The following is a 23,196-nucleotide window of genomic DNA, read 5'->3' as shown; positions in this document are numbered from 1 at the left end:
CGATGTCAGTACAGCACGGGCATGCCCAGCGTCTGCAAGTGACGCCGCAGCGCTTCGCATGGCGTCTTGAGCAGGGCCGCACAGTGCTCAAGCTGCTGGCCAGACGCGGCCAGCGCCTGTCTGATCTCATCGACAGAAATCTGCCCGGCGCGGCGGATGTCGGGGTGACCTTCCAAAAGCTTGTACATGGATGGGCGCGATACGCCCAGGGCAACTGCGGCCGCGCTGATTTGCCAGGCATGCGCCTGCATGGCCGCCAGCACCGCCGCGTTGTCAATATGGGCCAGGCGTTTGCGCGGCAATGCCATCGGTGTCGCCGCCTTGCCCGAGACTGCAGCGCTGTGGCCCGGGTGTGGCGTGATCATGCGCGCAAAGTCGGCCGGTTCACCTGCCTGCAAGGCCAGCACGCAGCGCTGTAGCACATGCTTGAGCTGGCGTACATTGCCTGGCCAGTCATGGCAGGCAATGCAGGTGACCAGGTCGAACGTCAGCATGGTGGCCGCTTCCCCCAGCAGTTGCAGGATCAGCACGCCGATATCTTCGCGCCGGTGGCGCAGGGGTTCAACGGCAATGACGAAACTTTCCAGGCGGCGCAGCAAGGCCTGGTTGAAACTGGCCTGGTACAGGTTCTGGTCGGTCGCGGCAATCAGGCGTGCATTTGCGTGCGCGTCCTGGACCGAGCCCAGCGGCCGATAGTCGCCGGTTTCCAGCACGCGCAGCAGCATCGGTTGCACGCTGGCTGGCGCATTGCCAATTTCATCAAGAAAAAGACTGCTTTCGTTTGCCTGTGCAAACAAGCCCGGGCGGCTGCTGTGTGCTCCGGTGTAAGCCCCCTTGGCTGATCCGAAAAGTTCGGCCGAGGCCAGGCCTTCATTGAGCGTAGCCAGGTTGACAGCTACCATCGGGTGCTGCGCACGCCGGCTCAGGGCATGGATGGCGCGCGCCGCAACATCCTTGCCGCAGCCAGTTTCGCCCAGCAACAGCACGGTGGTATCGGTGGCTGCCACCTGCAATATCAGATCGCGCATGCAGATCGCCGCCGTGCCGACGCCAGCCAGCCCCGCAATGCGGTTGTCCTTGGGCAAGCCATGCATCCAGTGCAGGCAGATCAGCACTGCGCCACCCAAGCCCAGCACCGCCCCCGCTGCTACCTGGCTGAATGTCAGATTGACTTCGCCCTCAATGGCGGCGCCATTGAGCTCGACGGTCATGCGGCTGTGCGGCACCTGCAGCAGCACGCCGTCGTCATCGCCCGCCTCAATATGCAAGGGTGCGCGTGAAATCCCGCCATAGCCGAGCGCCGCGCCTTCTTCCTGGCCCGGATGCTGGAAGGCGGGGCTGTAGCGCGACAAGGCGATTGGCGCCTGGGCCAGGCTGGTGGTGACCTGTGCGCCGATCCGGCGCGGATCGGGATGCCATAGCAGCGTCAGGCACAGCAAAGCCGGCGCCTCCAGAAAGCTGCCCGCAAGCGGCGAGCTGAGGGTGAGATCGGTATCTGGCATGAGAATGGGGAGGACAGGGCACGAACCGGCTGAAAGCATGATGAATACAAGTTGTATATGTTACACACTTTATTCTTCCCCATATGCAGATGTTGTTGCCGACTGGAAAATTCCTTCGAGAAGCGAGCCTCGCACTATGCGGAAACTGAGCTCGCCGAAGCGCAGTTCGCCGCGTCGCCGCTCGATCAGTTCGCCGGTCTGGCCCGCTACGGCGCGGAACTGGCTGCGGGCGCGAAAAATATGGATGTTCAAATGCGCCGGATCCAGGCCGAGGCTGAGCGCGAGCTGTCCGGTTTCCATCCATCCCTGGCTGGAGGCGTCGAGCCCGCGCCGCGCGTCGTGCAGACGCTGGCGTGCCAATGCCAGCAAGCTGTAGTGGTGGGTGCGTTCTCCCAACGCCAGTCTGGTGTGCGTGGTCGACAACTGCAACGTGACATGCTCCTCGTTCTGGCTCACCGAAAAATCCAGGTGCAAGGCTGGTGCGCGCGCCACCGGCAGCGGCTGCTGACGTTCTTCTGTGGAAAGCGTGACGGTTTCTGATGGTGTCATGATAGGTGTACGCCATGAAGTTGGTCGATGTCATCGAAAGATTGCTTGATGCGTGTGATTTCCCGGGCTGGCAGAGGGTGCCAGCGCCGGTCGCCAGTGTGTTTCGGGCTGGTGTTGCCTGAGTGAACAGTGGCGACGTACAAGCGCAGCGCGGGATTGCAGACGATGCGCTTTGGACGCCGGCTCCAGACGAAGGTATTGTCTTCACCGATATTGATGTCGGGAAATTTATTGTTCTCCCAGAAAGACTTGGTGTAGCACAGCGTGCCGCCGTACACCCAGGGGCGCGCGCCGTCGTAGACATATTTCCAGGCTTGCTGTAGGGCCGGCGCGTGAAACAGCACTTTCTCCAGCCCACACACGTCGGCGGCCGCGCCCAACAGCGTCGCCACTTGCGATGAGAGCCATGTCGGCGCCATCCAGTCATCGTCGTCCCAATGCGCCACAATGCTGCCGCTGGCCATGGAGCAGGCCAGATTGCGCTTGGCGCCGACGCTGGCGCGCTGCTCCAGACGCAGATAGCGTACAGGTTCGCCGGGCGGTATCAGATCCTCCATAGGGTCGCTTCCATCGTCGACGATGATCAATTCTTTGTGCGGATAATCCTGCCGCAGAAAGTAGCTGATGGCGCGCGCGGCGAAACAGCGGCGCTGGGCAGTGGGCATGATGCACGAGACCAGCACGCCATCGGCAGGCGCTGCGGTGGACGGCAAGGCGGGTGGTTTGGGGACGTCAGCGACGGACACGCCGTAACAGGCAGCATCCGTGCCGAGGCAGGCGGGTGCGGGCACCTGGCGCCAGTCGGTGGCGGCCAAGTAGTGTCCGGCTTCGAATTGCCAGCTGTTGCCGCCGTGCCGTACATAGATGAACAGTTCACGGCCGGGCACCCGGCCCAGGCGCGCGCCGTTGGCCATAGCCGCCTGCAGAAAATCGGCGTCTTCGCGCAGCGACCGGTCAGGATAGCGCGCCTGGTGCTCCCACACACTACGCCGGTAGGCCAGGGTGCCGCCATGTATATTTTCGGCGAACAGGCGCGCGTAGAGTTTTTCGCTTGCCTGCCAGCACCGCGCCGTGCCGCTCGACAGGAACAAGGTGTCATGCAGGCCGCTGATGTCGGCCGAGCCTTCAAGGATGGGGGCAAGCTGATGCGACAAGCGCTGCGGCGCATACCAGTCATCGTCGTCCCACTGGGCAATCAGCGTGCCGGCCGCATGGTGTATGGCATTGTTGCGCTTGGCGCCGATGCTCGTGCCAGGCACGCACGAAAGAAGGACGATGCGCGGATCGTCCAGATTCTCCGGAAGGTCACCCGGGTGGTCGTAAGCGATCAACAATTCTTTGCGCGGGTAATCCTGGCGCAAAAAATAACGCACTGCACGCGCGACCATATCGGCTCGTCCGGCGGTGGGCATCACGCACGAAACCAGTGGCAATGGCGTGTTCATGCCCATGCTCCGTGCATCGCGCCACGCTGCGCACCGTAGGTGAATTTGATCAGGAAGTTGACGGCGATATTGGCCGGGCGCGTTTCGTTCGCACTCACGCCGGTATCGTTGTTCAGCAGCGTGCCACTGGCATTGGTCGGCGCGGACGTGATTCCCTTGGCCGGCGCGCCGCTGGCCGTACTGCCATCCTGCGATGGCGTGACGGCCGATGGTACGGTCGAATAATTGTGTTCATGTTTCAACATGGCTGCAGTCTGGCGCGAGCCGACCCCGTCATCCGCCGCGTTGCCACCGGCCGCGCTGGTACGCAGGGCGGCATCCGGATCTGTGCCTGCGCCGCAGTCCGTGCCGCGCAGGAAGTTGCCGCGGTAGTCGGGCAGCTTGAAACTGCCACCGCTGCCGCCGTAGGTATAGCCAAGCACGGCGAACAATTGCGGATACAGGCCGCAATCGAGTGCGCGTCCGTCGCACAACATCCAGCCCCACGCTTCGATGGCGTTGGTCACAGGCACGCCGGCGGGCGGCACGCTGGTGGGCGGCGCGGCAGTGGCCGGTATCGGCGTGCCCAGCGCACCAGCGAAGGCCGTCACGGCGCCCACCGGCAATTGGCCTGCGCCCAGCACGGCAAACGGAACCATGTCGTGTTCTTCATGACGGTGCCGGTTCATTGCAGTGCTCCGAGAGGAATACCGTCGATGACTTGCATGGCGGTTGGCACCACTACCTGCCAGGCCTGGCCGACACATTGTCCTGCCGGCCGGGGGGCGCTGCCAAGCGTCTTTAGTTCGTTGACGACCGGCACATCGACGCTGTCGACCGGCACCAGACCGGCGCCGCCCTGCCACGGTGTGCCACTCGACAGCAGGTACAGTAATTCCATGGCTTGCTGCGGTCGCGCGGGTACCATGACACGCGCCAGGCCGGCATCGAGGAAAGCGGCCAGTGGCATTGCCCCATCCGCTTCCTGGTCGAGGTCTGGAAGAGGCGCGCCGACGCCATCTCTGCGGTAATAACGGACACTCATTTCATTCCATTCGAACATGTCATCGATAAATTCGCCATGCCCCGGCCCCGGCCGCATCGGCCTGGCCGCGTACGGCAGGCCGGTCAGTGCGGCGCATCGCTCCTGCACCAGGCGCAGGCAAGCACGCCGCAGCTCACTTGTCTCGATGCGTCGCGCCGCCAGCGCAGGGCGTTGCCGAAAATCAGGATGGCCGGGCAGTTCCTGGCCCGTGCGCCCGGTGCACAGCACGCTGTAGGCCTGCATCAGGGTCTTGTAGGTCTGGATGCGCCACTCGGCCATCGCGCTGTCGCTCGGCACACAGGTAATCGTGACGGTGACCAGTACCTGGGCCGTGTCTGCCGGGCCAACTGCGGGCGGCGATAGTGATGCTGGCGTACCGGCTACTGCTACCGGCAGGCTACTGCCGCAGCCGGCGGGCATGGCCACCGCGCCATACGGCGCCAGTACGGTCTTGTTGCCGACCATCACCGCCGGCGCGGTACTGCCGGGCGAGACGATTGCGTTGACTACTGCGAACCTGGCGCGGCAGGCCGGTGGCAGGCCCACCAGCTTTGCTTCGCCCGCTCCCAGCACCGCCGACACATAGCTCATTTCCGGCGGCGGCGGGACGATATCGGTGGCGTGGTACTCGGCCGCCAGGCGCGCATAGTTGTCGCGCTCGATGTCTTCGAAGCTCAGGATGCCTTGCGCCGCCGGTGAGCGCGGCGCATACAGGGCCGCGCGCTGTCCCAGCTCCACCTCGCGTCGGTAGGCAAGCGCCGGGGTGTCGAGCATGAATTCGATCATCAGGCGCTGGCCGTAGTTGACCACCCGCGCTGTATAGACTTTGTTAATCCAGCGAAAGACGCACATTTGGCTGTCCGTGCCTTCGGTGTTATCGACTGTGCTGGTCACGGTCTCGGTCGACTCCAGCGCCAGGCTGCTTGAGCGCAGGGCGCCGACGCTGCGGCTGATCCGGTTGACGGTCTTGTTGAGCACTTCACGTGCAAAGCGCGTCATGTCGTCGCTGTTGGGGCCTTGCTGGACGGTCGTCACGACCGGGCCGCCACTGACGGTGGCGGTGGTAGGCGGGCCATAGCTTGAATTGAGGTTGTTGTAGTTTTTGTTGGTGGTCTTTTCTGCAATAGTCCTCAGCGTTTCACTCAGCAGGTCGCTGCGCGTATCAGCGGTATTGTTGTCGAGTTGTTCGCCTGAGCCACGTTGCGCCACGTCGACCTCGATCTGGTGGCGTGCATGGTGCCGGCTCACTTCCTTGCGCTCGCCACGCATGACGGTTTCGATCGCCGCAACCTCCCCGGGGGCGTAAGCGAGCAGGCGCTGGCGTACCATATGCAGATCGCCGATGGCGTACGGTCCGATCCAGCCGCTGACGCCGGACGGCGGCGAGGCGGCTGGCGGCGAGCTGGTGGCTGCCGGCAAAGGGAACACGGCCTTGGGCAGCACGATCGATGCTTGTGTCAGTTCCCGCAGCATTTTCCGGTCGGGCACGGTTGCTGGCGGCGGCGTCATCACGCAGGCCAGCGTGTGGGCCGATACCAGTAGTGCGCCATAGCGCGGCAGCAAGGCCGGCTCGCTCCAGGGGGCAATCACGAGAGCGAAATAGCTGTCCCACAGGCGTGCCAGAGCGGATGTGTAGGCGGCAGTGCCCGCGAGGGCCGCCAACTGGTTGTCAGCAATCCAGGCTTGGACGGCGGCGGGGACGTACTCCAGCCCGATGACTGCGTCAGCCAGTTCGGCAAGCTGGAGGAACGGGGCGGCCTGCAGCTCGGCGGCCGTGAGGAACTGGCCTTGATATGGCGCTGCCCCCTCGATGAAGTCAAGTGCACACGCTTCCATCTCGGCTCTGGTGGCTGCGCATGCCAGGCTGCCATAGAAGCTGTCTTGCGGCGGGCTGCTCATCAGCGGCGTGTAGTTCACAAAGCGCAACTGTGCCTGGAGCGGTTTGACCAGTGGCCATGTCCGGATATACATATACGGAAACAGCGCGTTGTCATGGTTTCCAGCATCCGGGTCCGGTTCCGGGGCCGGATCGGGGTCCGGATCAGGGGCGGGATCTGGATCGGGAGCAGGATCGGATTTCGGCTGCGGTGGGCAGGGTGTTGGGGTGGGCGGCACGGGAACAGGAAACGGCCCCAAGTGCCCGCTGGCGCTCAGTTCGGGCGTGCCATTGCCGGGGCCATGGTGGACATCGATCAGGCAGACCGCGCCGAAGCCGGCAGGCGCCGGTTCCAGGTTCAGGTAGCCGTAGGCGTAGTAGCCGCCGGGGAAATGGATGCTGAACTGGGCCGGCACTCCCGGCACGACGGCAACAGTGTCGCACTGTGTCGGCAGGGCGCTGCGGTAAATGCGTACCGACAAGTCCATGCTACTTGCCTGCACGCTGCCATCCATGCTCAATGCACCGCAAGGGCTGGTCCATGTGGTGTTCATTGCAAATGCCATTGGGAGGTTCCGTATAGATTCGATGAAAAAACGATGCGAGATACCCTCAGCAGGATGCGTGCCAGCATCTGCGGCGCCGCGCAGGCCGGTAAATGCACCTTATCGTCGCTGTTCGCATGTAAGCACGCGAGCATCGTTTTTTGATTTACATGTCAACACGGCGCTTTACATGGTTTGTCCGCTTGGCTTGCAGGCGCTGTCACGGGGCGGGGCCAGGCATGGCGGTGTAATGCCGTGTAATGCGGTGTAATGGTTTTGTCCACGGCATGCGGCGATAATTTTTCCACGGACCAAGCAGGCCGTAACCAACCCACCATTTATCGGAGATCACTCATATGTCAACCGCCTATAACCTGACCCTGGAAAACAACTCGGCCATGCCATGGACGTTTTACGTCTACCAGCAGGCGCCGAACCAGGCCAGCAGCAACGTGTTCTCCCTGGCATGGTTCGCCAGCCCTTTCACCATGGCACCCGGTACTCAGATTACCTTTGACTGGACGGTCGACTATGGCTTCGTGTGGGGCGCGTGCGGCTCCGTACGCCCAGGCGTGACCTTCAACGCATCCGATTGCGTGCCGGCCGATCTGACCTCGAACAACACCATCTGCTTCGCCAACTCGAACAACACTCCCAGCTTTATCAACCAGATCACCGGCAACCCATCCGGTTCGCTGGTCATCAGCGATGCCTCCAACGTCCCCAATAATGTCTTCACGGTCGGCGTGAGCATGAGCGGCACCGGCACCTTCGTTACCCCCGCCGGCCCGAACCTGACCCACACCTTTACCCCGACGCCGACCTACTGGATCGCAGCCGGCACCAACGTGCAGGTTGGCACCATCCTCGACATCACCACGGTCAACCAGAATGCCGAAATTGTGTTCCCGGTCAATACCTACGCGCTGACCTACAGCCTGGGCCAGGACAACGTCTGGAACAAAGTCTGATTCGTCACCGGCGCGCATGGTCAGTCGCGGGCTGGCGTGCGCTGTCGGGGGGCATTCATCAGCGAATTTTTCCACTGGAAATCTGACTATGCGCAGCAACCGGCGATACACGCTCTGGTTCGTCAACGAATCCCTGCTCAGTGGCCAGGCCTGCGTCTACCAGGATCACGCCAATGCGCCATGCAGCCTGCCCCAGGTGGCGCAACTGGCCTGGCGCCTGGCGCCCGCCCATCCGCAGGTGCAACTGTGCTTTGTATGGGAGGCGGCCTACGAATGCGTGTGGTTCGAGCAGGCGGGCAGCGCCAGCGCGCGCCAGTTCGAGCGCGCCGACCCGCTGGCGGGCAGCTCGGTCATGCTGGAGCGCAATCTCTACGGCTGCCAGTTCCGGGCCCTGCCTGAGCAGTCCGCGCGCGGGCAAGTGCTTATTCACGCCGATCGCAGCATCGAGGCGGGCGGCTCGCTGCGGCTGGGTATCGGCATGGATGGCGGTGGCAGTTTTGCCGTGCCGGCCAGTCCCAATATCGTTACTGTTTTTACGCCGGTGCCGGACGCCCAGTTGGTCTACTGGATCAGCTTTGGGGCATATGGCTTGCTGCCCGATGCCGTGCTCGACACGGCCGTGCTGAACCCGCCTGCACGGATTTGCTTTCCCGCCAATGTGGATACCCTCACTGCCGTGCTCGATGAACAGAACGAGTGGCAGGTGCATGTCGGCAGCCCCGACTCGCACCGCAGCACAGTGGGGCGCTATCGATCATGAATTGTTACTGCTTGCATTTGTACAACGCGTCGTTACGGGACTGGTTTTTTTTCATTTACCAGGTGCCTGCCACGCCCGATGCGCGCATCGTTTCGCGGGTGTGGATACGCAGCCCATGCACTGTGGCGGTTGGCGCGCATGCGACCCTGATGTGGAGCGACGAGCTCAACTTCATCTGGTGCGCCGGTTCGGAACATGCATCCGGCATGCCATTCAAGGCCGGCGGCAGGCGCCGTGTCGATCGCACGGCAAGCCATGGCGTGCTGTTCAATCTGGACCGCAATGCACCCGGTTTCGAGGATTGTTCCAGCGGCCTGGCGCCGGGTTCGATGACGGTGACGGTGGCCGCCAACGTACCTAACAAGATATACGCCATCGGCACTGGCATGGATGGCATGGCCACCCTGACCACGCCCGCGCTGATGACGCAGAGCTACGACTTTACGCCGCGTTACCGTATCGCGGCCGGCAAGGAGGTGCCGCCGGCTGGCGTGATGGATCCCGGCATGCAGGCGCCCTGGCTGGATCTACGCTTTCCGGCCAACGTCAGCACGCTCAGTTTTTACCTGGACCAGCAGGACCAATGGCGTCCATGCCTGTCCGCTACACAGCAAGCCGGGGGCGTCACCTGTGTGCCGCCGGTACCCCTTCAATCCTAGAGAAAGATGATCATGCCCAAAATGCCTGCCAAGCCCACTGCCGCCACATCTGCACCTGCACCTGCACCTGCACCTGCACCTGCACCTGCACCGGCGTTACCTGCCGCGCCGGTTCCCGCAACAGCGCCGCCGGTCAACCATATTAATGTCGGCACGATCAACTCGTCGAATCCTTCACTGTGGGTCGACCTCACGACACTCGGTAGACCAGTCGTCAACTACCTGATTCAGACCGCCGCCCCTGGCGGAAACTGGTATTACGTAAATCAATTCTGCTCTTTGCTTACCACCTGCTGGCTCAATGACCCGAATGTGCCTTTGACCTATGGCATCCAGGCACTGAGCAGCACGGTTCAGTTATCGATGGCGGGGCAGTTGATCAGTCTGAACAGCCTGCAAGACCAGGTCACGGAGGCGGCCAACAGCATCGCACACAGCAGCACTCTTGCCAGTGCCTCGGCCCTGGCTGCGGCGCTGCCTGGCTACCCTGTGGGGACCAGGATATGGGCCGGCAACAACAATCACGTGCTGGGCTTCATCATCACCGCAGTGGCCAATCCGGTGACTGGAGCTCCGGGCACCTACACGGCGTACGATTCCAACTACGGTCGTGCGACCACAGGCCACCTGACCACGGGCCTGGCATCCCAGCTCACTGGCATGAACTATACCGCCTTCGTGATCGGCGCACCCTGAATCCATGACCGAAAAAGGATAGCCATGACTGATTTCAAGGTTGACGTTCTGGTGCCGCCAGGCTCACTCAATCAAGCAATGCAAGAGCAGTCTGTCGGTACCGACAGTTGCGCCGTTGGCGTGGGTATGGTCGCCATCATGCCGGACGGCTCCAAATGGTGCGCCAACTTCGATACCAGTTGCCATAAAGGCGAGCACAAACTCGCCGATATTCAGGCTGCCACCTTCTCCATGCTGACCAATGCGCTGCGCCAGCAACCCCGGCGGCTGGTCGCCGCGACCACAGCTGAATCGACAGGGGCAACCCTGGCCATCTGGAAAGGCATGCAGCACTTTTTCGCGGCCGCGGAAAATTATGCCGGCCATGGGGTGTTTGCCCGCAAGGATGGCGGCGTCAGTGTGTTGGCCGCGAGCGATCGCCTGCTTGGCCCCAGGGCGCATCCGAACGCTTTTGCCAGGATACCCGTACCGGTCAATTATCCGTCAGGCACGTTTGCGGGGACGGTCCAGGGCGCAGCCAACGGTGCGCATGGTTTCGACACCGACGCGGTCCTGACCCAAACCGCCGCGCAGCAGTTTGCCGAGCAGGGTTACCGCTTCTGCCTGCGGTATCTGTCCTTGCATGACAAGACGGCCCCGGGCGACCTTACCGCCGGCGAAGCGCAGGATATCCTCAATGGAGGGCTGGCCTTGATGCCGGTGCAACATGTGCGCAGGCCCGGCTGGATGCCGACTGCGCTGCTCGGTGCGCAATACGGTACCCATGCCGCGACCCAGGCACAAAGCATAGGCCTGCCGTTCTGCGCCAATATCTGGCTGGACCTGGAGGGGGTGAGTTCCAGGGCCAAGGCTAAAGATGTGATTGCCTATTGCACCAATTGGTATGAGGCGGTGAAAATCTATCGATACCTGCCTGGCCTGTATGTCGGCTACGGTTGCGGACTGGACGGTCGGCAACTGTACGAACTTCCATTCGAGCACTACTGGAAATCGGCATCTTTGGAGGTGCCCGACATACCGGGCCGGGGCTACCAGATGGTGCAGAAAAATCCTGACCGCGTCGTCAACGGGCTGGAGATAGACCACAATACGGCCATGGCCGACCAGTATGGTGGGGTGGCGCAATGGTGGACCAAGGCGCACTGACACACTGGCTGCCAGGCAAGCGGATCCCGGGCCTGGAGCGATGCCCGGCAAGATCCGCCCTTTACGGACCGTCTGACATCGCTCGCAGCCGCTATTTCATTGTGCCGGTGCTGCCCACTTCGGTTTCCGGATCAAACCAGAATACACGGACTTCGCTGATGGCGCCGGGACCGCGCGTAATGCGCACCGTCAGTACCAGTGATAAATCCCACATGCCGGGACTCACGCCGATGTCCAGCGAACCTTTCCAATCCTGGCTGACGATGCGCACATTGTCATGCGTGAGCGGATTGACGGTAGCGCGAAAATCAAGTTGCAGGGGATAGCACGATCCGATGGCTTGGAGGAATGGCGAAGGCGGAGAATATTTGGACGCGAGCCCGGCACCGCGTTGTATCACTTGTGGGCGCGTGATGATGACGCAATCGATGATCTGGAAGGAATCAAACGCATCGGCATTGTTCTTCTCTGCAGCGCCGCTGGCCGTGACCCTCAGCAGCAGCTGTTCGCCAGGCGCAAAATACAGGCCGTCGGCATGTACCCCGACGCGAGGCGTCGGATCAGGTGTCGTGGAGGAGATACGTGTCAGGGTGTGGCCCAGGCCGGAACCGCGCTGGTCGGCATCGAATGACAGGTGCAGCAGAGACTGGGCAGGGGGCGTGAGCGTAATATGTTGATTCATCGTTTATATTCCATGGCAAGAGTTTGATAACGGGTGTCGCGCCGGAGCGCGACCAACTCGGGTTCGCTTTCGATGGATGAAAACGGGTAGCCCAAGACTGTGGCGCGTTCCAGATGGGCCAGGGCGGCACTGCGCCGGCCGCTGAGCTCATTGGCAAGTGCCGCGCGAAAACGTACGTCGGGGTTGGACGGTGCGGCGGCGGCACCACGCTCGGTCCACTGCAAGGCATCGGATTTGTTGCCCAGGTGGGCGGCATACAGTCCCATGCGCGTGAGGTAGGTGGCGTCGTCCGGCGCACGCGCCAGTATCGGTTGTAGCAGTTGCGTGGCGCGCCGGTAGGCGTCACGCGCCGCCTTTTCTCTGCCTGGTATCCAGCGCAAGGCATCGGCCAGATTGGCCCACTTGAGATAGTCGTTCGGACCGCCCTTGGCTGCTGAAACCGCATGTTCGAAGGCGGTACTTGCACCTAGAAAATTGCCGCGAGCAAAGAGTACTGCACCCAGGTTGCTGTACAGCACGCCACTCGGTTGCATGCGCAGCCCCTGCTGCAGCACCACCAGTGCATCGTCGCTGCGTCCCAGACGCAGCAGCGTGGCGCTCAGGTTGGCATAGCCAAGCACGGCATCCGGTTCAAGTCGCAGGCTGCGGCGGAAAGCCTGTTCGGCATGCACATAGTCACCTTGCTGGAAGTGCAGGGTGCCTTCGAGATCGGCAAAAATTCGCTCGTTTGGCCAGTGGCTCTGGGCCTGGCGGATCAGTTCTTGCGCAGTCGTGTGCTGCTGCATGCGCAGCAAGAGATTGATCTTGGCGTGCAATGCGGCGATATCTTCGGGATCAAGTTCCAGTGCGCGATTGGCGGCGTCAAGGGCTTCGCTGCCATGCCCTTCGAGCGTCGCCACCCAAGACTGGGCGGCGTGAGCCAGTGCCAACTGGTCATTTTCCTGCAACGCCAGTCTGGCTGCTGTCGCCGCGCGCAGCAACCAGCTTTCGTCACGTCCGTCGCCGACGTAGCGCAGGCTGTACGCCAGCGACTGTCCGGCGGCCGCGGCGGCATGGCCAGGGGAGCGGGCAAGGATGGTGCCGAAAGACTGCAGCGCCTGTTCGATGGCACCGTCACGATCAGTGTGGCGCAAGGCCTCCATGCCGGAGCGCATCAGCGCGGCGTCCGAAGCCAGCGGAATGGGCCAGGACGGCGGCAGTTTTGTCAGGCCGAACACGCTGGTGGCCAGCAATACGGCGCCGGCCAGCAGCAGCGGCCATCGGCGATGCTTGCCATGTTTTGGCTGCGGCACGCGCGCGGCCGCTGGCATGGAAAATCCCGAGGCTTGCGTTACTGCGGTTGCGGATATGCCGCGCATCGCCGCAATGCGCTCGCGCACGGCATGCATGCTTGCCAGTCTCACGGCCGGGTCGCGCGCAGTCATCGCCAATATCAGTTGCAGCAGGCCGGGAGCGAGCGTGGCCGGATATTCCCACTGCCGCGCGTTGGAGTGCAGGTGTGCGCTGGCCAGCGCCAGGCCGTGCAAGGAAGCAAACGGACGTGTTCCTGTCATCAACTGGTACAGTACTACGCCCAGCGAGTAAATATCGCTGGCCGTGCAAGTGGGACGGCCAGACAAGCGCTCTGGGGCCATATAGGCAATCGTGCCCTGGGGATCTTCTGTCGTTCCCGACTGCGTGGCCAGCGGGTCGATCTGGCGCGCCAGGCCGAAGTCCAGTATGCGCACAGTGCCGTCAGTTTCGAGCATCAGATTGTTAGGTTTCAGATCGCCATGCACCAGACCCGAGGCATGCGCTTCCGCCATGGCGGCGGCGACCTGATCGACGATATCGAGTACACGTTCCGGCTCTGCCGTGAATTCGGCCGCGTGCTGCCCCAAGGCCTGGCCGCGCACCAGTTCCATGACAATATACTGGGCTTGTCCATGGTCCTCATAGCCGAATATCCTGACGAATGCGCGATGCTGCAGCGAGGCGGCCAGCCGCGCTTCGCCGAGCAACTTACTGCCGTCGGCGTCGCGGCCGGCAAGGGTCAGCCGTTTCAGTGCGACGCTGCGATACAGCAGATGGTCCCAGGCCTCGTAGACCTGGCCATAGCCACCTTCGCCCAGGCACTGTCGCAACTCGTAATGTCCAACTCTGGCTACGTTTGAACCGGGCGCCAGAGTAAGGGCCATGGTACTGCTCCTTGTCGGCTTCAGATCAGAAATAAGGGAATGGCAAGAAGATTATCACTTTCAATTACTTTATAGCAAAATTTTTTTTCTGGAAGGAATAACCGCCACGCGGTGCCGCCCTTGGCAATGCCCTGCACGCTTGACTATCGTTGATGATATCTGCGTTGCTGGCGAACTGAACAATACTAGTTGATAGTTTATGCAATAATTTTACTTATGTGACCCAGCAAAGGGCTGGCCTTGAAATGACTGACTTACTGAAAATTGCCCATGGCTTTCAACCTTTTCCAGCGCCTTTCCCAGGCCCCCACCAAACCCAGGGCGGCGCCCGCCGCGCGGCAGTTCGATGTGGCGGATTTGTACCAGGGGCCGGTGGCCCTGAGCGGAGAGGGCGAAAGCGCGGCGCGGCCGTTTGACGAGAAGCTGCGCCAGGCGTATTTCTGGATCGTCAACCATGCCATTATCAGTCCCCATTACGATATCGAATACAACGACGGGCCGTCGCAAACTTATATGGTGGGCGACAGCCGGCGCACCCTCAACCTGCCTTCGGCGCAAAGCTATTCGAGCTTTATCCTGCTGCCGCTGCTGACCTTTGCCACGCGCCGCAAATGCCTGTTTGTCGGTGGTCCCGGCCGCGGCAAGACGGCCAGCGCGCTGCTGATGGGGGTATTGGCCGGATCGTCCGTGAAAGAGGTCAAGCGCGCCATGCAGCATGGCCATCCGCAGATGACGATAGCCGATTTGCTCGGCAATCCGCTGCCGGCGGACCTGGTCAACGCGCAAAGCATGGACGAGATCCGCATCGCCTGGCGCGCCTGGCTGGGCATGCGCGTGAAAATCGTCGATGAATACAACCGCATCCCCACGCGCACGCAAAGCGCGCTGCTGACCGTCATGGGCGACAATTACGCGGAAGTGCTGAACCATATCTACGAGTGCCCGGAAGCGGCCTGGTACCTGACGGCCAATGACGACCAGGGTGGTGGCACTTACCAGGTGATCGAAGCGCTGCGCGACCGGGTCGACGTGACGGTGCAGGCGCTGGCCTTCAATCCGCGCTTTTTGAACGAGCTGCTGCTGCGCGTGGAGGAAAACGTGCGCCCCGAAGAGCTGGTGCCGCCCGATATCATCTTCACCGAAAGCGAAGTTGACCAGATCGGCGACGCTATCCGCCAGGTCGGCGTGCCCGACGCCGTGCGCCGCCGCCTGGAGTTTTTCGCCAGCCAGTTCGAGCTGTTTGAAACGGCCGGTGGCCAGTTCGAATACATGACCAAGGATACGGCGCGCCTGTCGGGGGCCGACCGCAATGCCGCGCAGGCGGCCGACAACGGGCGCGACCGGCTGAAAGACCTTGGCTGCCAGACCCTCAACGGCATCTCGGTGCGCACTCTGATGGCGCTGTTGATCTATGCAAAAGCCATGGCTTATTTTCGCGGCAATGGCGAAGTCGAACTGGAAGACCTGCGCCAGGTGCTGCCCTTCGTCTTGCACAACAAGCTGCAGCCGGACCTCGATGCGCCGTTTTTTGCACTGCCCGAAAACGCCGCCTACCGCAGCGACAGGCTGGGCTGGCTGCGCCGGCTGTTCGACCTGTCGAACGACGAATTCAACCGCCTGGACCTGGATCGCGACGATCCGGTTGGCGTCTTGTCGGCCGAATTCGACCTGGGCCTCGACGGTCTGAGCGAGCGCGATACGCTGGCGCGCCTGAACCGCATCGAAAAGCTGATCGGCGAACGGACCAAGGGGCGCAAGCTGTATGGCCCGCTGTACGACGACCTGTTGAAGCTCAAGTACCTGCACCAGCGCTATACCAATTACCGCACGTGGCTGCGCTCACAATGAATTGCGCGCGCCCATGATTTCCCCTGCCTTTGCCGCGATACTGGCCAGTGGCCGCGCCCAGTTCAATGCGCGCGGGGTGGAAGCGCGGCGCAGCTTTCCTTCGCTCGACATGCAGGCCTTTGGCGCCTTTTTGCAGGACGGCGTCGACCCGGTAGTGCAGGCCGTGGCCAACGCGGCGCCCGAGCGCGCCGGCAGCTTTACCCTGGCCGCCTACGATATGGCCCTCGAACTGGTCGGTCATGGCCTGGCCGGACCTGCGGCGAAAAATCCCTTTTTGGGCGCAGTCTGGCGTGAGCTGGCGCCGCACTTTGCACCGCTGCTGGCGACCAGCCCGGTCGATGCGCTGGGCATGCTGAGCAACGCGGCCATTCACCTGGCCGGCGTGGCCGGTGCACGCACGCAGCAATGGCAGGACGAGATGGCCGCCATTGCGCCGCAAGTGGGCACGCTGTCGCAAATGCGCGCCGTCGGCCAGGTGCTGGCGTGGCGCGCCGGCGTGGCGCATTTTCGCATGGGGGCGATTGCTGCTGCCGATACCTTGCCATCTGCGCTGGCGCTGGCAGCATACTGTGAGTCGCAGCTGGACTGGCCTTCCTTGCGCGAGCAGCTATTGAATCAGCCCTGGCGCGGCAATGCGGACGGCATCGAGTTCGGCGCGTTTACCGCTTTGGGCGGCGAGTTCGCCACGCCGCCGCAGGTACGTGCCACGGACGATGGCTTTGTTGTCAGCGCCGGCGAGCGCTTTTATCTGCTGCTGGCCGATGCCCATGGCGCCGTGCTGCATGGTGCCACCGAGGACGAGTATGTGCAGGCAAGCACCGGTGTGCCATCCAGTGTGCGTCTGCACGGCAGTACCGTGCATCTTGAGGGGCGTGCGCTGGCGCTGGACCTGCCGGCCGGCGAGATCGCGCTGGCCGCCAATGCCCACACGCTGGCCATCACCTCGCCCTATACGCATGCGATCCGCCTGCTGCCGCTGCCATGAAAAGCCCGCACGCCGAACTGATCGAACAATGGCGCGCTGCCTGGCCGCAGGCGCTGGGCGTCTGGAGCAAATTCACGCGCCTGCGCGACCCGGCCCTGTGTGCCAGCCGCGTGCAGGCCAGCAAGGAGGGCCTGAGCGGCAGCTTTGCGATGATACGGCTGCTCGACCAGAGCGTGGTGGTCGACCTGCCGCTGGTGGCCGAACTTGGGCTGCAGGACTACGGCCTGGAAATCCTTGCGCACGAGATCGGTCACCATATCCTGGCGCCGGGCAGCGCCAGCGACCAGTTCCGCCTGCTGGCGCGCATGCGCCGGGCCCTGCCGACCCTGGAGCAGCACGCACCGATGGTGGCCAATCTGTACACCGACCTGTTTATCAACGACCGGCTGCAGCGCCAGGTCAGCCTGCGCATGGCCGATATCTACCGCAAGCTCGAGCAGGGCAAGGCGAAAGACAGCCCGGCATCCGGCAAGGTCTGGCTGCTGTACATGCGCATTTATGAGAATCTGTGGCAGCTGCCCAAGGGTGACCTGGGAGGCGGCGCGGCAGATGAACGCCTGGACACGGACGCCTGGCTGGGCGCGCGCCTGATCCGCGTCTACGCCAACGACTGGATGCTGGCGGCAGGGCGCTTTGCCACTTTGCTGCTGCCTTACCTGGTCGATGATACCGGGGCGCTGAAAGCCGATGATCCGAGCCGCTATTTCCACGACACCCGCGACGCGGCGCGCGGTTGCCAGACATATGGTGCGCAGCAGATCGAGGACGACGAGGAAAACGGCGCCATTCACCCGGTGCATGACAAGCGTATTTCTGGTCTCGATGACGACGCCGTGGGCCAGGCACCCGACGAAGCAGCGCAGAAAAAAAGCGGCGGCCAGTTGCGCGAACCGTTCGAACTGGGCGATATTCTGAAGGCGTCGGGGGTTGACCTGAGCGACCATGAAATCGCCATCCGCTATTACCGCGAGCGTGCCTTGCCTCACCTGGTGCGCTTTCCCTCGCGGCCCGCGCCCGAGTCGAACGAGCCGCAGATGGAAGGCTTGTCGCCGTGGGAGATCGGCGACCCGCTCGATGAAATCGACTGGTTGCAGTCGGTGATGCAGTCACCTCGGCCGATTCCAGGCGTGACCACCGTGCGCCGCGAATACGGGCGCGAGCCGGCGCGCGATATCGACGCGATGCCCGTTGACCTGGACATGTATGTCGACAGTTCCGGCTCCATGCCTAACCCCCAGCAGCACACCTCGTTCCTGGCGCTGGCCGGCGCCGTGATCGCGCTGTCGGCGCTGCGCGCCGGCTCAAAGGTGCAGGTCACCTTATGGAGCGGCAAGCGCCAGGTGATGCGCACGCCCGGCTTCGTGCGCGATGAAGACATGATACTCGGCGTGCTGACCGACTTTTTTGGCGGCGGCACGGCCTTTCCCATTCATTGCCTGCGCGAGACCTATGCCGCCAGACGCAAGCGGCCCACGCATATTCTGCAGATTTCCGACAGCGGCATTACCACCATGTTCGACCAGGATGAACTGGGCAACAGCGGCTGGGATATTTCGGCCAAAGCGATGGAAAACGGCGGCGCCGGCGGCACCATGGCGCTCAATATCGCCACGGACTGGAACGACCATGTCGACAACAAGTGGATGCGCGATACTTACGGCGCCCTGCAACGCGCGCGTGACGAACAGGGGTGGGATATTCATGCCGTGGAGCAGTACGAGGATCTGCTGGAATTTGCTCGCCTGTTCAGCCAGCGGCATTATGTGAAGAGTTAAGATGAAGAGTATACACAGCAAAAATCAGGGGTCAGACCCGTCCGGTCTGACCCCAGTTTTGAGTCTTGGGTCGAGGTAACGTCACCATGAATCAATCAGGCCCTCACCTTGAAATGTTGACCCACCGCCTGGCCGACACGCCTGCGGAATTCCTGCGCGAGCCGCGCATCGCCGGCGTGCATAACCCGCAAGCGGTGGCGGTGGCGGCGCTGGTCAACGACATTTTGCATTTGCATGGCGCGCGTGCACCGGCCACTTCCTTGCAGGGTTTTCACGGCGTCCAGGTCAAGGCCGACCGCAACCGCCTGGCGCTGGCCATGATCATGTGCTGGCTGCTGGCCGACGACTGGTTCGTCGCGCAGCAGCTGGCGCAAGACGATCTGCTGCAGGTGCTGGGCGAGGCGGCGCGCGAGCTGGCGGCGGCGTCGCCGGCCCATCAATACACGCAAGACCCCGAGCGGCGCGAGGAACTGGCGCGCATCGTGCTGGCGCGGCTGGGCTTTCGGCCCGATGGCGAAAGCGAGGCGCAGGCCATCGACAGATTGTCGGCCATCAGCGGTACCGAGCGGCGTCGCCTGCTCGAGGCGAGCCGCGCGGCCGAACAGCGCTCGCGCGAGATCCGCGAAGCGCTGGCCAAAAAAGCGGCCCAGGAATCGGCCGACAAATGGTCGCGTGAATGAGCTTGTTGCGCAGTGACGCAAACCTGCCTGCCGGCGCATGGGACAGCGACCTCGAATACTGTCCTACCTTGACGGACGCGGGCCGGCGCATGCTGGCCCGGTTGCGCACTCACCCGGCCGCACCGGTCTATCGCAACCGCAGTGGCAACAAGCTGCTGGCAGCGGAGGTGGCGGCGCTGCTTGCCCATGAACGCGAAGTGATGGACGCCGTTATCGGCTGGCAGCCTGGCCAGCCACCGGCCTGGATGTCCGGTTTCCTGCGCCATGCCTATGCGATGGTGCCGCATTACCGCGCCTGCGGTTCGCCGCCCGCGCGGCTGGTGGACGTGCCTTTGATCAGCCGCGCCGACCTGTCGCAAGATATCGCCGCCTTTGTGCCGGACGACGCCGACCTGGCGCGCATGATCAATTTCCACACCACGGGAACCACAGGCCACCCCCTGCTGATCGCTTCGCACCCGGTGGTGGCGGGGCGCTACCTGGCCTTCCACAAGCGCGCATTGCATCGTTTCGGCGTCACCTTGCGCCATGGCGCCGGCCAGGTGGGCGTGATGCTGCTGGGCCACCAGCGGCGCTGCTTTACGTATGTCTCGGTGACGCCCACCATGGGCGAATCGGGCCTGGCCAAGCTGAACCTGCACGTGGACGACTGGCGCCATCCTGACGACCGCGCGCGCTACCTTGATGCGATGGCGCCCGAACTGATCGCCGGCGACCCGATCTCGTTTGCCGAGCTGCTCAATGTGCCGATGACGCACCGCCCGGCCGCGCTGATGTCGGTCTCGATGATGCTGTTGCCTGGCATGCGCTCGCGCCTCGAACAGCGCTTCAACTGTCCCTTGCTCGATATCTATTCGCTCAATGAAGTGGGGCCGGTGGCCGTGTATGACGAAGCGGCTGGCGGTCATGTGCTGCTGCAGCACCGGCTGTACGTGGAAATCCTCGACACACAAGGCAAACCGGTACCCGATGGCGTGCGCGGCGAAATTACGGTCACTGGCGGCTTCAACTTCTGCCTGCCGCTGCTGCGCTATCGCACCGGCGATTATGCCTCGCTGGCACACGGCCCGCATGGACCGGTGCTGGTCGGGCTGGCCGGGCGCAGTCCGCTGCGCTATCGTACGGCCAGCGGCGCCTGGATCAACAATATCGATATCACGCACGCGCTCAAACCGCTGGCCATCGCACTGTTCGGCGTGCACCAGCAGCATGATGGCACCATCGTGCTGCGCCTGGCTGCCGGCGCCATGGCCCAGGCGCAGCAGGCGCGCGACCTGCTGGCGCCGTTTTTCGGCGATGTCACGGTGGAAGTGCTGCTGGCGGAAGACAAAATCATTCAATACACCTCGGATTTGCAGGAAGCTCTGGCATGAGAAAATTCAAACGGGCGCTGGTGGTGGGCAAGTTCTGTCCGCTGCACCGTGGCCATCAACTGCTGCTTGATCGCGCGCAGGCTGGCAGCGAGGAACTGCTGATCGTCAGCTATACCAGGCCCGAGTTTCCTGGCCTGGAGCCTGCGCGCCGCGAAGAGTGGCTGCGTGCGCTGTATCCGCAAGCGGCCATCGTGGTGCTCGATGATGATCGTCTGGCTGCTCTTTGCGCGGCGCGCGGCATCGCGCCCCGCACTTTACCGCATAACGATCTCGATGACGGTGATGTGCATCGCCACTTTATGGGCTGGCTGTGCTGGACATTGCTGGACCTGCCGGTCGACGCCGTGTTCTCCAGCGAGGACTATGGCCCTGGCTTTGCCGCCGTGCTGGGCGAGTCTTATGCCGGCTCGCCGGTGGCCCATGTCAGCGTCGACCAGGCAAGAACACGGATTCCTGTATCCGGCACGGCCGTGCGCAGCGATCCGCACGCGCACCGGGCCTTTCTGGATACTCTGGTGTACGCAGGGCTGGTGACGCGCATCTGCGTGCTGGGCGGCGAATCGAGCGGCAAGACCACGCTCACCGCCGCGCTGGCCGCGCATTTCGATACCAGCTGGGTGGCCGAATACGGCCGCGAATTGTGGGAAAGCCAGGATGGGGTGCTGGACTATGACGACTTGCTCAAAATCGGTCGCGAACAGCTGCGGCGCGAGAAGTCAGCAGCAGGGCAGGCACGTCGCTGGCTGTTCTGCGACACCTCGCCGATGACCACGCTTTTCTACTGCATCGAGATGTTCGGCGAGGCTGAACCCGAACTGGCGCAACTGGCCGAGCACCGCTACGACCTGGTGCTGCTGTGCGCGCCGGACTTCCCGTTTATCCAGGATGGCACGCGCCGCGACGAGGGCTTTCGCGCGCGCCAGCATGCCTGGTATCAGGCCGAGCTGGCACGGCGGGGAATAGCGTATATCGATGTGGCGGGCACGGTGGACGAGCGTATCGGACAGGTGGCCCGCCTGCTGGCGTAAGCCGGCTTATGCCGCCGCCAGCGCCTGCTCCAGGTCTTCACGCAGATCGTCGATATGCTCGATGCCGACCGACAGGCGCAGCATGTCTTCCGATACGCCCGCCTTGGCCAGCTCCTCAGGATTGAGCTGGCGGTGCGTGGTCGAAGCAGGATGGGTGGCCAGCGACTTTGCATCGCCGATATTGACCAGGCGCGTGAACAGTTTCAGGGCGTCGAGCACGCGGGCGCCGGCCGCGCGCGGGTCCGGGTTGACATTCGCGCCGTCGGCCAGTTTCAGGCCGAACGACAGAATGCCCGAGGCGCGACCGTTCATGTATTTCTTCACCAGCGCGTAGTCGGCATGGTCTTCCAGGCCCGCGTAATTGACCCAGGCGACTTTCGGATGGTGCTTCAGGTGTTTGGCCAGCGCCAGCGTGTTGTCGCAGATGCGGTCCATGCGCAGCGCCAGCGTTTCGATGCCCTGGATCAGCTGGAAGGCGGAGAGCGGGGAAATGGCCGCTCCCATATTGCGCAGCGGGACCACCCGCGCGCGGCCGATAAAGGCAGCCGGGCCGAACGCTTCCGTGTAGACCACGCCGTGATACGACACGTCCGGTTCATTGAGGCGTTTGAAGCGCTGCTTGTGGTCAAACCAGGGAAACTTGCCGCTGTCGACAATGGCGCCGCCCACCGTGGTGCCGTGGCCGCCCAGGTATTTGGTCAGCGAGTGCACCACGATATCGGCGCCGTGTTCGATCGGACGGAACAGATAGGGGCTGGGCACCGTGTTGTCGACGATCAGCGGAATGCCATGCGCATGGGCGATTTCGGCCAGCTTGGCGACGTCGGTCACATTGCCCAGCGGGTTGCCGATCGATTCGCAGAAAATCGCCTTGGTGCGGCTGTCGATCAGCGCGGCGAAGGTGTCCGGCTGGCGTGCATCGGCAAATCGTACCTCGATGCCGATCTGCGGCAAAGTGTGGGCAAACAGATTGTAGGTGCCGCCGTACAGCTGGCTGGCCGAAATAAAATTGTCGCCCGCTTCGGCAATCGTCTGGATCGCATAGGTGATCGCCGCCATGCCCGAGGCCACGGCCAGCGCCGCCACGCCGCCTTCCAGTGCAGCCACGCGTTTTTCCAGCACGTCCTGGGTCGGATTCATGATGCGCGTGTAGATATTGCCGGCCACTTTCAGGTCGAACAGGTCGGCACCATGCTGGGCATTATCAAAAGCATAGGCCACCGTCTGGTAGATCGGGACGGCGGCGGCCTTGGTGGTCGGGTCGGGGGAATAGCCGGCATGCACGGCCAGGGTTTCGATTCTCATTGCAGGTCTCCGGTCTCAAATTCTGGTGTGGTGAAATCCGCAGCCATTGTGCCATGAGGGCGTTGCCGTGCCGGCAGGCTTGATAGAATTTTAAGTCATAAGCTAGTGCGGTTCCGGCATAGGTGTCCCTTACTTGCTGATGCCAATTGTTACCGTCTGTTTCGTTGCTG

Annotated in this window: 19 protein-coding genes; 11 read left to right on the top strand and 8 right to left on the bottom strand. The window is 62.9% G+C overall.

Annotated elements, in window-relative coordinates; genetic code table 11:
- Window positions 1-5: 5 nt before the first annotated feature.
- The 5 genes from ACQ4WM_RS22560 to ACQ4WM_RS22540 form a co-directional block, all read right to left on the bottom strand.
- The gene (locus ACQ4WM_RS22560; RefSeq protein WP_436548894.1) at window positions 6-1,502 is read right to left on the bottom strand and encodes a sigma 54-interacting transcriptional regulator; all 1,497 of its coding nucleotides are present in this window, start codon (window positions 1,500-1,502) and stop codon (window positions 6-8) included.
- Window positions 1,503-1,571: 69 nt separating this feature from the next.
- Entirely contained in the window at window positions 1,572-2,051 is a 480-nt protein-coding gene (locus ACQ4WM_RS22555) for a hypothetical protein (protein ID WP_436548893.1), read from the bottom strand.
- Complete coding sequence (locus ACQ4WM_RS22550) at window positions 2,048-3,496, bottom strand: glycosyltransferase family 2 protein (protein WP_436548892.1); 1,449 nt, start codon at window positions 3,494-3,496, stop codon at window positions 2,048-2,050. Before ACQ4WM_RS22550 ends, ACQ4WM_RS22555 begins: the two co-directional genes overlap by 4 nt.
- Window positions 3,493-4,164, bottom strand: coding sequence for a tail fiber protein (locus ACQ4WM_RS22545; RefSeq protein WP_436548891.1), 672 nt, complete (start codon window positions 4,162-4,164; stop codon window positions 3,493-3,495). The genes ACQ4WM_RS22550 and ACQ4WM_RS22545 overlap by 4 nt, the downstream gene beginning before the upstream one ends.
- Complete coding sequence (locus tag ACQ4WM_RS22540; RefSeq protein ID WP_436548890.1) at window positions 4,161-6,950, bottom strand: hypothetical protein; 2,790 nt, start codon at window positions 6,948-6,950, stop codon at window positions 4,161-4,163. The genes ACQ4WM_RS22545 and ACQ4WM_RS22540 overlap by 4 nt, the downstream gene beginning before the upstream one ends.
- 347 nt (window positions 6,951-7,297) lie before the next feature.
- On the opposite strand from ACQ4WM_RS22540, the gene ACQ4WM_RS22535 reads away from it, so the two are divergent.
- The 5 genes from ACQ4WM_RS22535 (at window position 7,298) to ACQ4WM_RS22515 (ending at window position 11,173) form a co-directional block, all read left to right on the top strand.
- Window positions 7,298-7,912, top strand: coding sequence for a RhiA family protein (locus ACQ4WM_RS22535; RefSeq protein WP_436548889.1), 615 nt, complete (start codon window positions 7,298-7,300; stop codon window positions 7,910-7,912).
- Window positions 7,913-8,000: 88 nt separating this feature from the next.
- Window positions 8,001-8,672 (top strand): RhiA family protein, encoded by a 672-nt coding sequence (locus tag ACQ4WM_RS22530; RefSeq protein WP_436548888.1) that lies wholly within the window; start codon window positions 8,001-8,003, stop codon window positions 8,670-8,672.
- Entirely contained in the window at window positions 8,669-9,331 is a 663-nt protein-coding gene (locus ACQ4WM_RS22525) for a RhiA family protein (protein ID WP_436548887.1), read from the top strand. The genes ACQ4WM_RS22530 and ACQ4WM_RS22525 overlap by 4 nt, the downstream gene beginning before the upstream one ends.
- Window positions 9,332-9,337: 6 nt before the next feature.
- Window positions 9,338-10,027 carry a hypothetical protein gene (locus ACQ4WM_RS22520; protein WP_436548886.1) on the top strand — a complete coding sequence of 230 codons (690 nt, stop codon included), beginning with the start codon at window positions 9,338-9,340 and terminating at the stop codon, window positions 10,025-10,027.
- Window positions 10,028-10,051: 24 nt separating this feature from the next.
- Entirely contained in the window at window positions 10,052-11,173 is a 1,122-nt protein-coding gene (locus ACQ4WM_RS22515) for a DUF1906 domain-containing protein (protein WP_436548885.1), read from the top strand.
- Window positions 11,174-11,264: 91 nt separating this feature from the next.
- Here the strand turns inward: ACQ4WM_RS22515 and ACQ4WM_RS22510 are convergent, their stop codons facing one another.
- Both ACQ4WM_RS22510 and ACQ4WM_RS22505 read right to left on the bottom strand, forming a co-directional pair.
- The gene (locus ACQ4WM_RS22510) at window positions 11,265-11,855 is read right to left on the bottom strand and encodes a hypothetical protein (protein WP_436548884.1); all 591 of its coding nucleotides are present in this window, start codon (window positions 11,853-11,855) and stop codon (window positions 11,265-11,267) included.
- Window positions 11,852-14,032: a protein kinase domain-containing protein gene (locus tag ACQ4WM_RS22505; protein WP_436548883.1), complete on the bottom strand. Its 2,181-nt coding sequence runs from the start codon at window positions 14,030-14,032 to the stop codon at window positions 11,852-11,854. The genes ACQ4WM_RS22510 and ACQ4WM_RS22505 overlap by 4 nt, the downstream gene beginning before the upstream one ends.
- A 270-nt stretch (window positions 14,033-14,302) precedes the next feature.
- Here ACQ4WM_RS22505 and ACQ4WM_RS22500 point away from each other — a divergent pair, with 270 nt between their 5' ends.
- The 6 genes from ACQ4WM_RS22500 to ACQ4WM_RS22475 all read left to right on the top strand — a co-directional run bounded on the left by ACQ4WM_RS22500 (window position 14,303) and on the right by ACQ4WM_RS22475 (window position 21,721).
- A complete protein-coding gene (locus ACQ4WM_RS22500; protein ID WP_436548882.1) occupies window positions 14,303-15,880 on the top strand; it encodes an AAA family ATPase in 1,578 nt (525 codons plus the stop codon).
- A gap of 13 nt (window positions 15,881-15,893) precedes the next feature.
- Window positions 15,894-16,865 carry a hypothetical protein gene (locus ACQ4WM_RS22495; protein WP_436548881.1) on the top strand — a complete coding sequence of 324 codons (972 nt, stop codon included), beginning with the start codon at window positions 15,894-15,896 and terminating at the stop codon, window positions 16,863-16,865.
- Window positions 16,862-18,640, top strand: coding sequence for a vWA domain-containing protein (locus ACQ4WM_RS22490; protein ID WP_436548880.1), 1,779 nt, complete (start codon window positions 16,862-16,864; stop codon window positions 18,638-18,640). Before ACQ4WM_RS22495 ends, ACQ4WM_RS22490 begins: the two co-directional genes overlap by 4 nt.
- Window positions 18,641-18,726: 86 nt before the next feature.
- Complete coding sequence (locus ACQ4WM_RS22485) at window positions 18,727-19,320, top strand: hypothetical protein (protein WP_436548879.1); 594 nt, start codon at window positions 18,727-18,729, stop codon at window positions 19,318-19,320.
- Window positions 19,321-19,325: 5 nt separating this feature from the next.
- Window positions 19,326-20,693, top strand: coding sequence for a phenylacetate--CoA ligase family protein (locus tag ACQ4WM_RS22480; protein WP_436548878.1), 1,368 nt, complete (start codon window positions 19,326-19,328; stop codon window positions 20,691-20,693).
- On the top strand, window positions 20,690-21,721 hold the full coding sequence (locus tag ACQ4WM_RS22475) for an AAA family ATPase (protein ID WP_436548877.1): 1,032 nt from the start codon (window positions 20,690-20,692) through the stop codon (window positions 21,719-21,721). Before ACQ4WM_RS22480 ends, ACQ4WM_RS22475 begins: the two co-directional genes overlap by 4 nt.
- Before the next feature lie 6 nt (window positions 21,722-21,727).
- Here the strand turns inward: ACQ4WM_RS22475 and ACQ4WM_RS22470 are convergent, their stop codons facing one another.
- Entirely contained in the window at window positions 21,728-23,026 is a 1,299-nt protein-coding gene (locus ACQ4WM_RS22470; protein WP_436548876.1) for an O-acetylhomoserine aminocarboxypropyltransferase/cysteine synthase family protein, read from the bottom strand.
- Window positions 23,027-23,196: the final 170 nt, after the last annotated feature.

The organism is Janthinobacterium longum (genome assembly GCF_051380735.1).
Taxonomy (GTDB): domain Bacteria; phylum Pseudomonadota; class Gammaproteobacteria; order Burkholderiales; family Burkholderiaceae_D; genus Janthinobacterium.
Note: the sequence above shows the minus strand (reverse complement) of the source record. Positions and strands in the feature narration are given on the sequence as shown.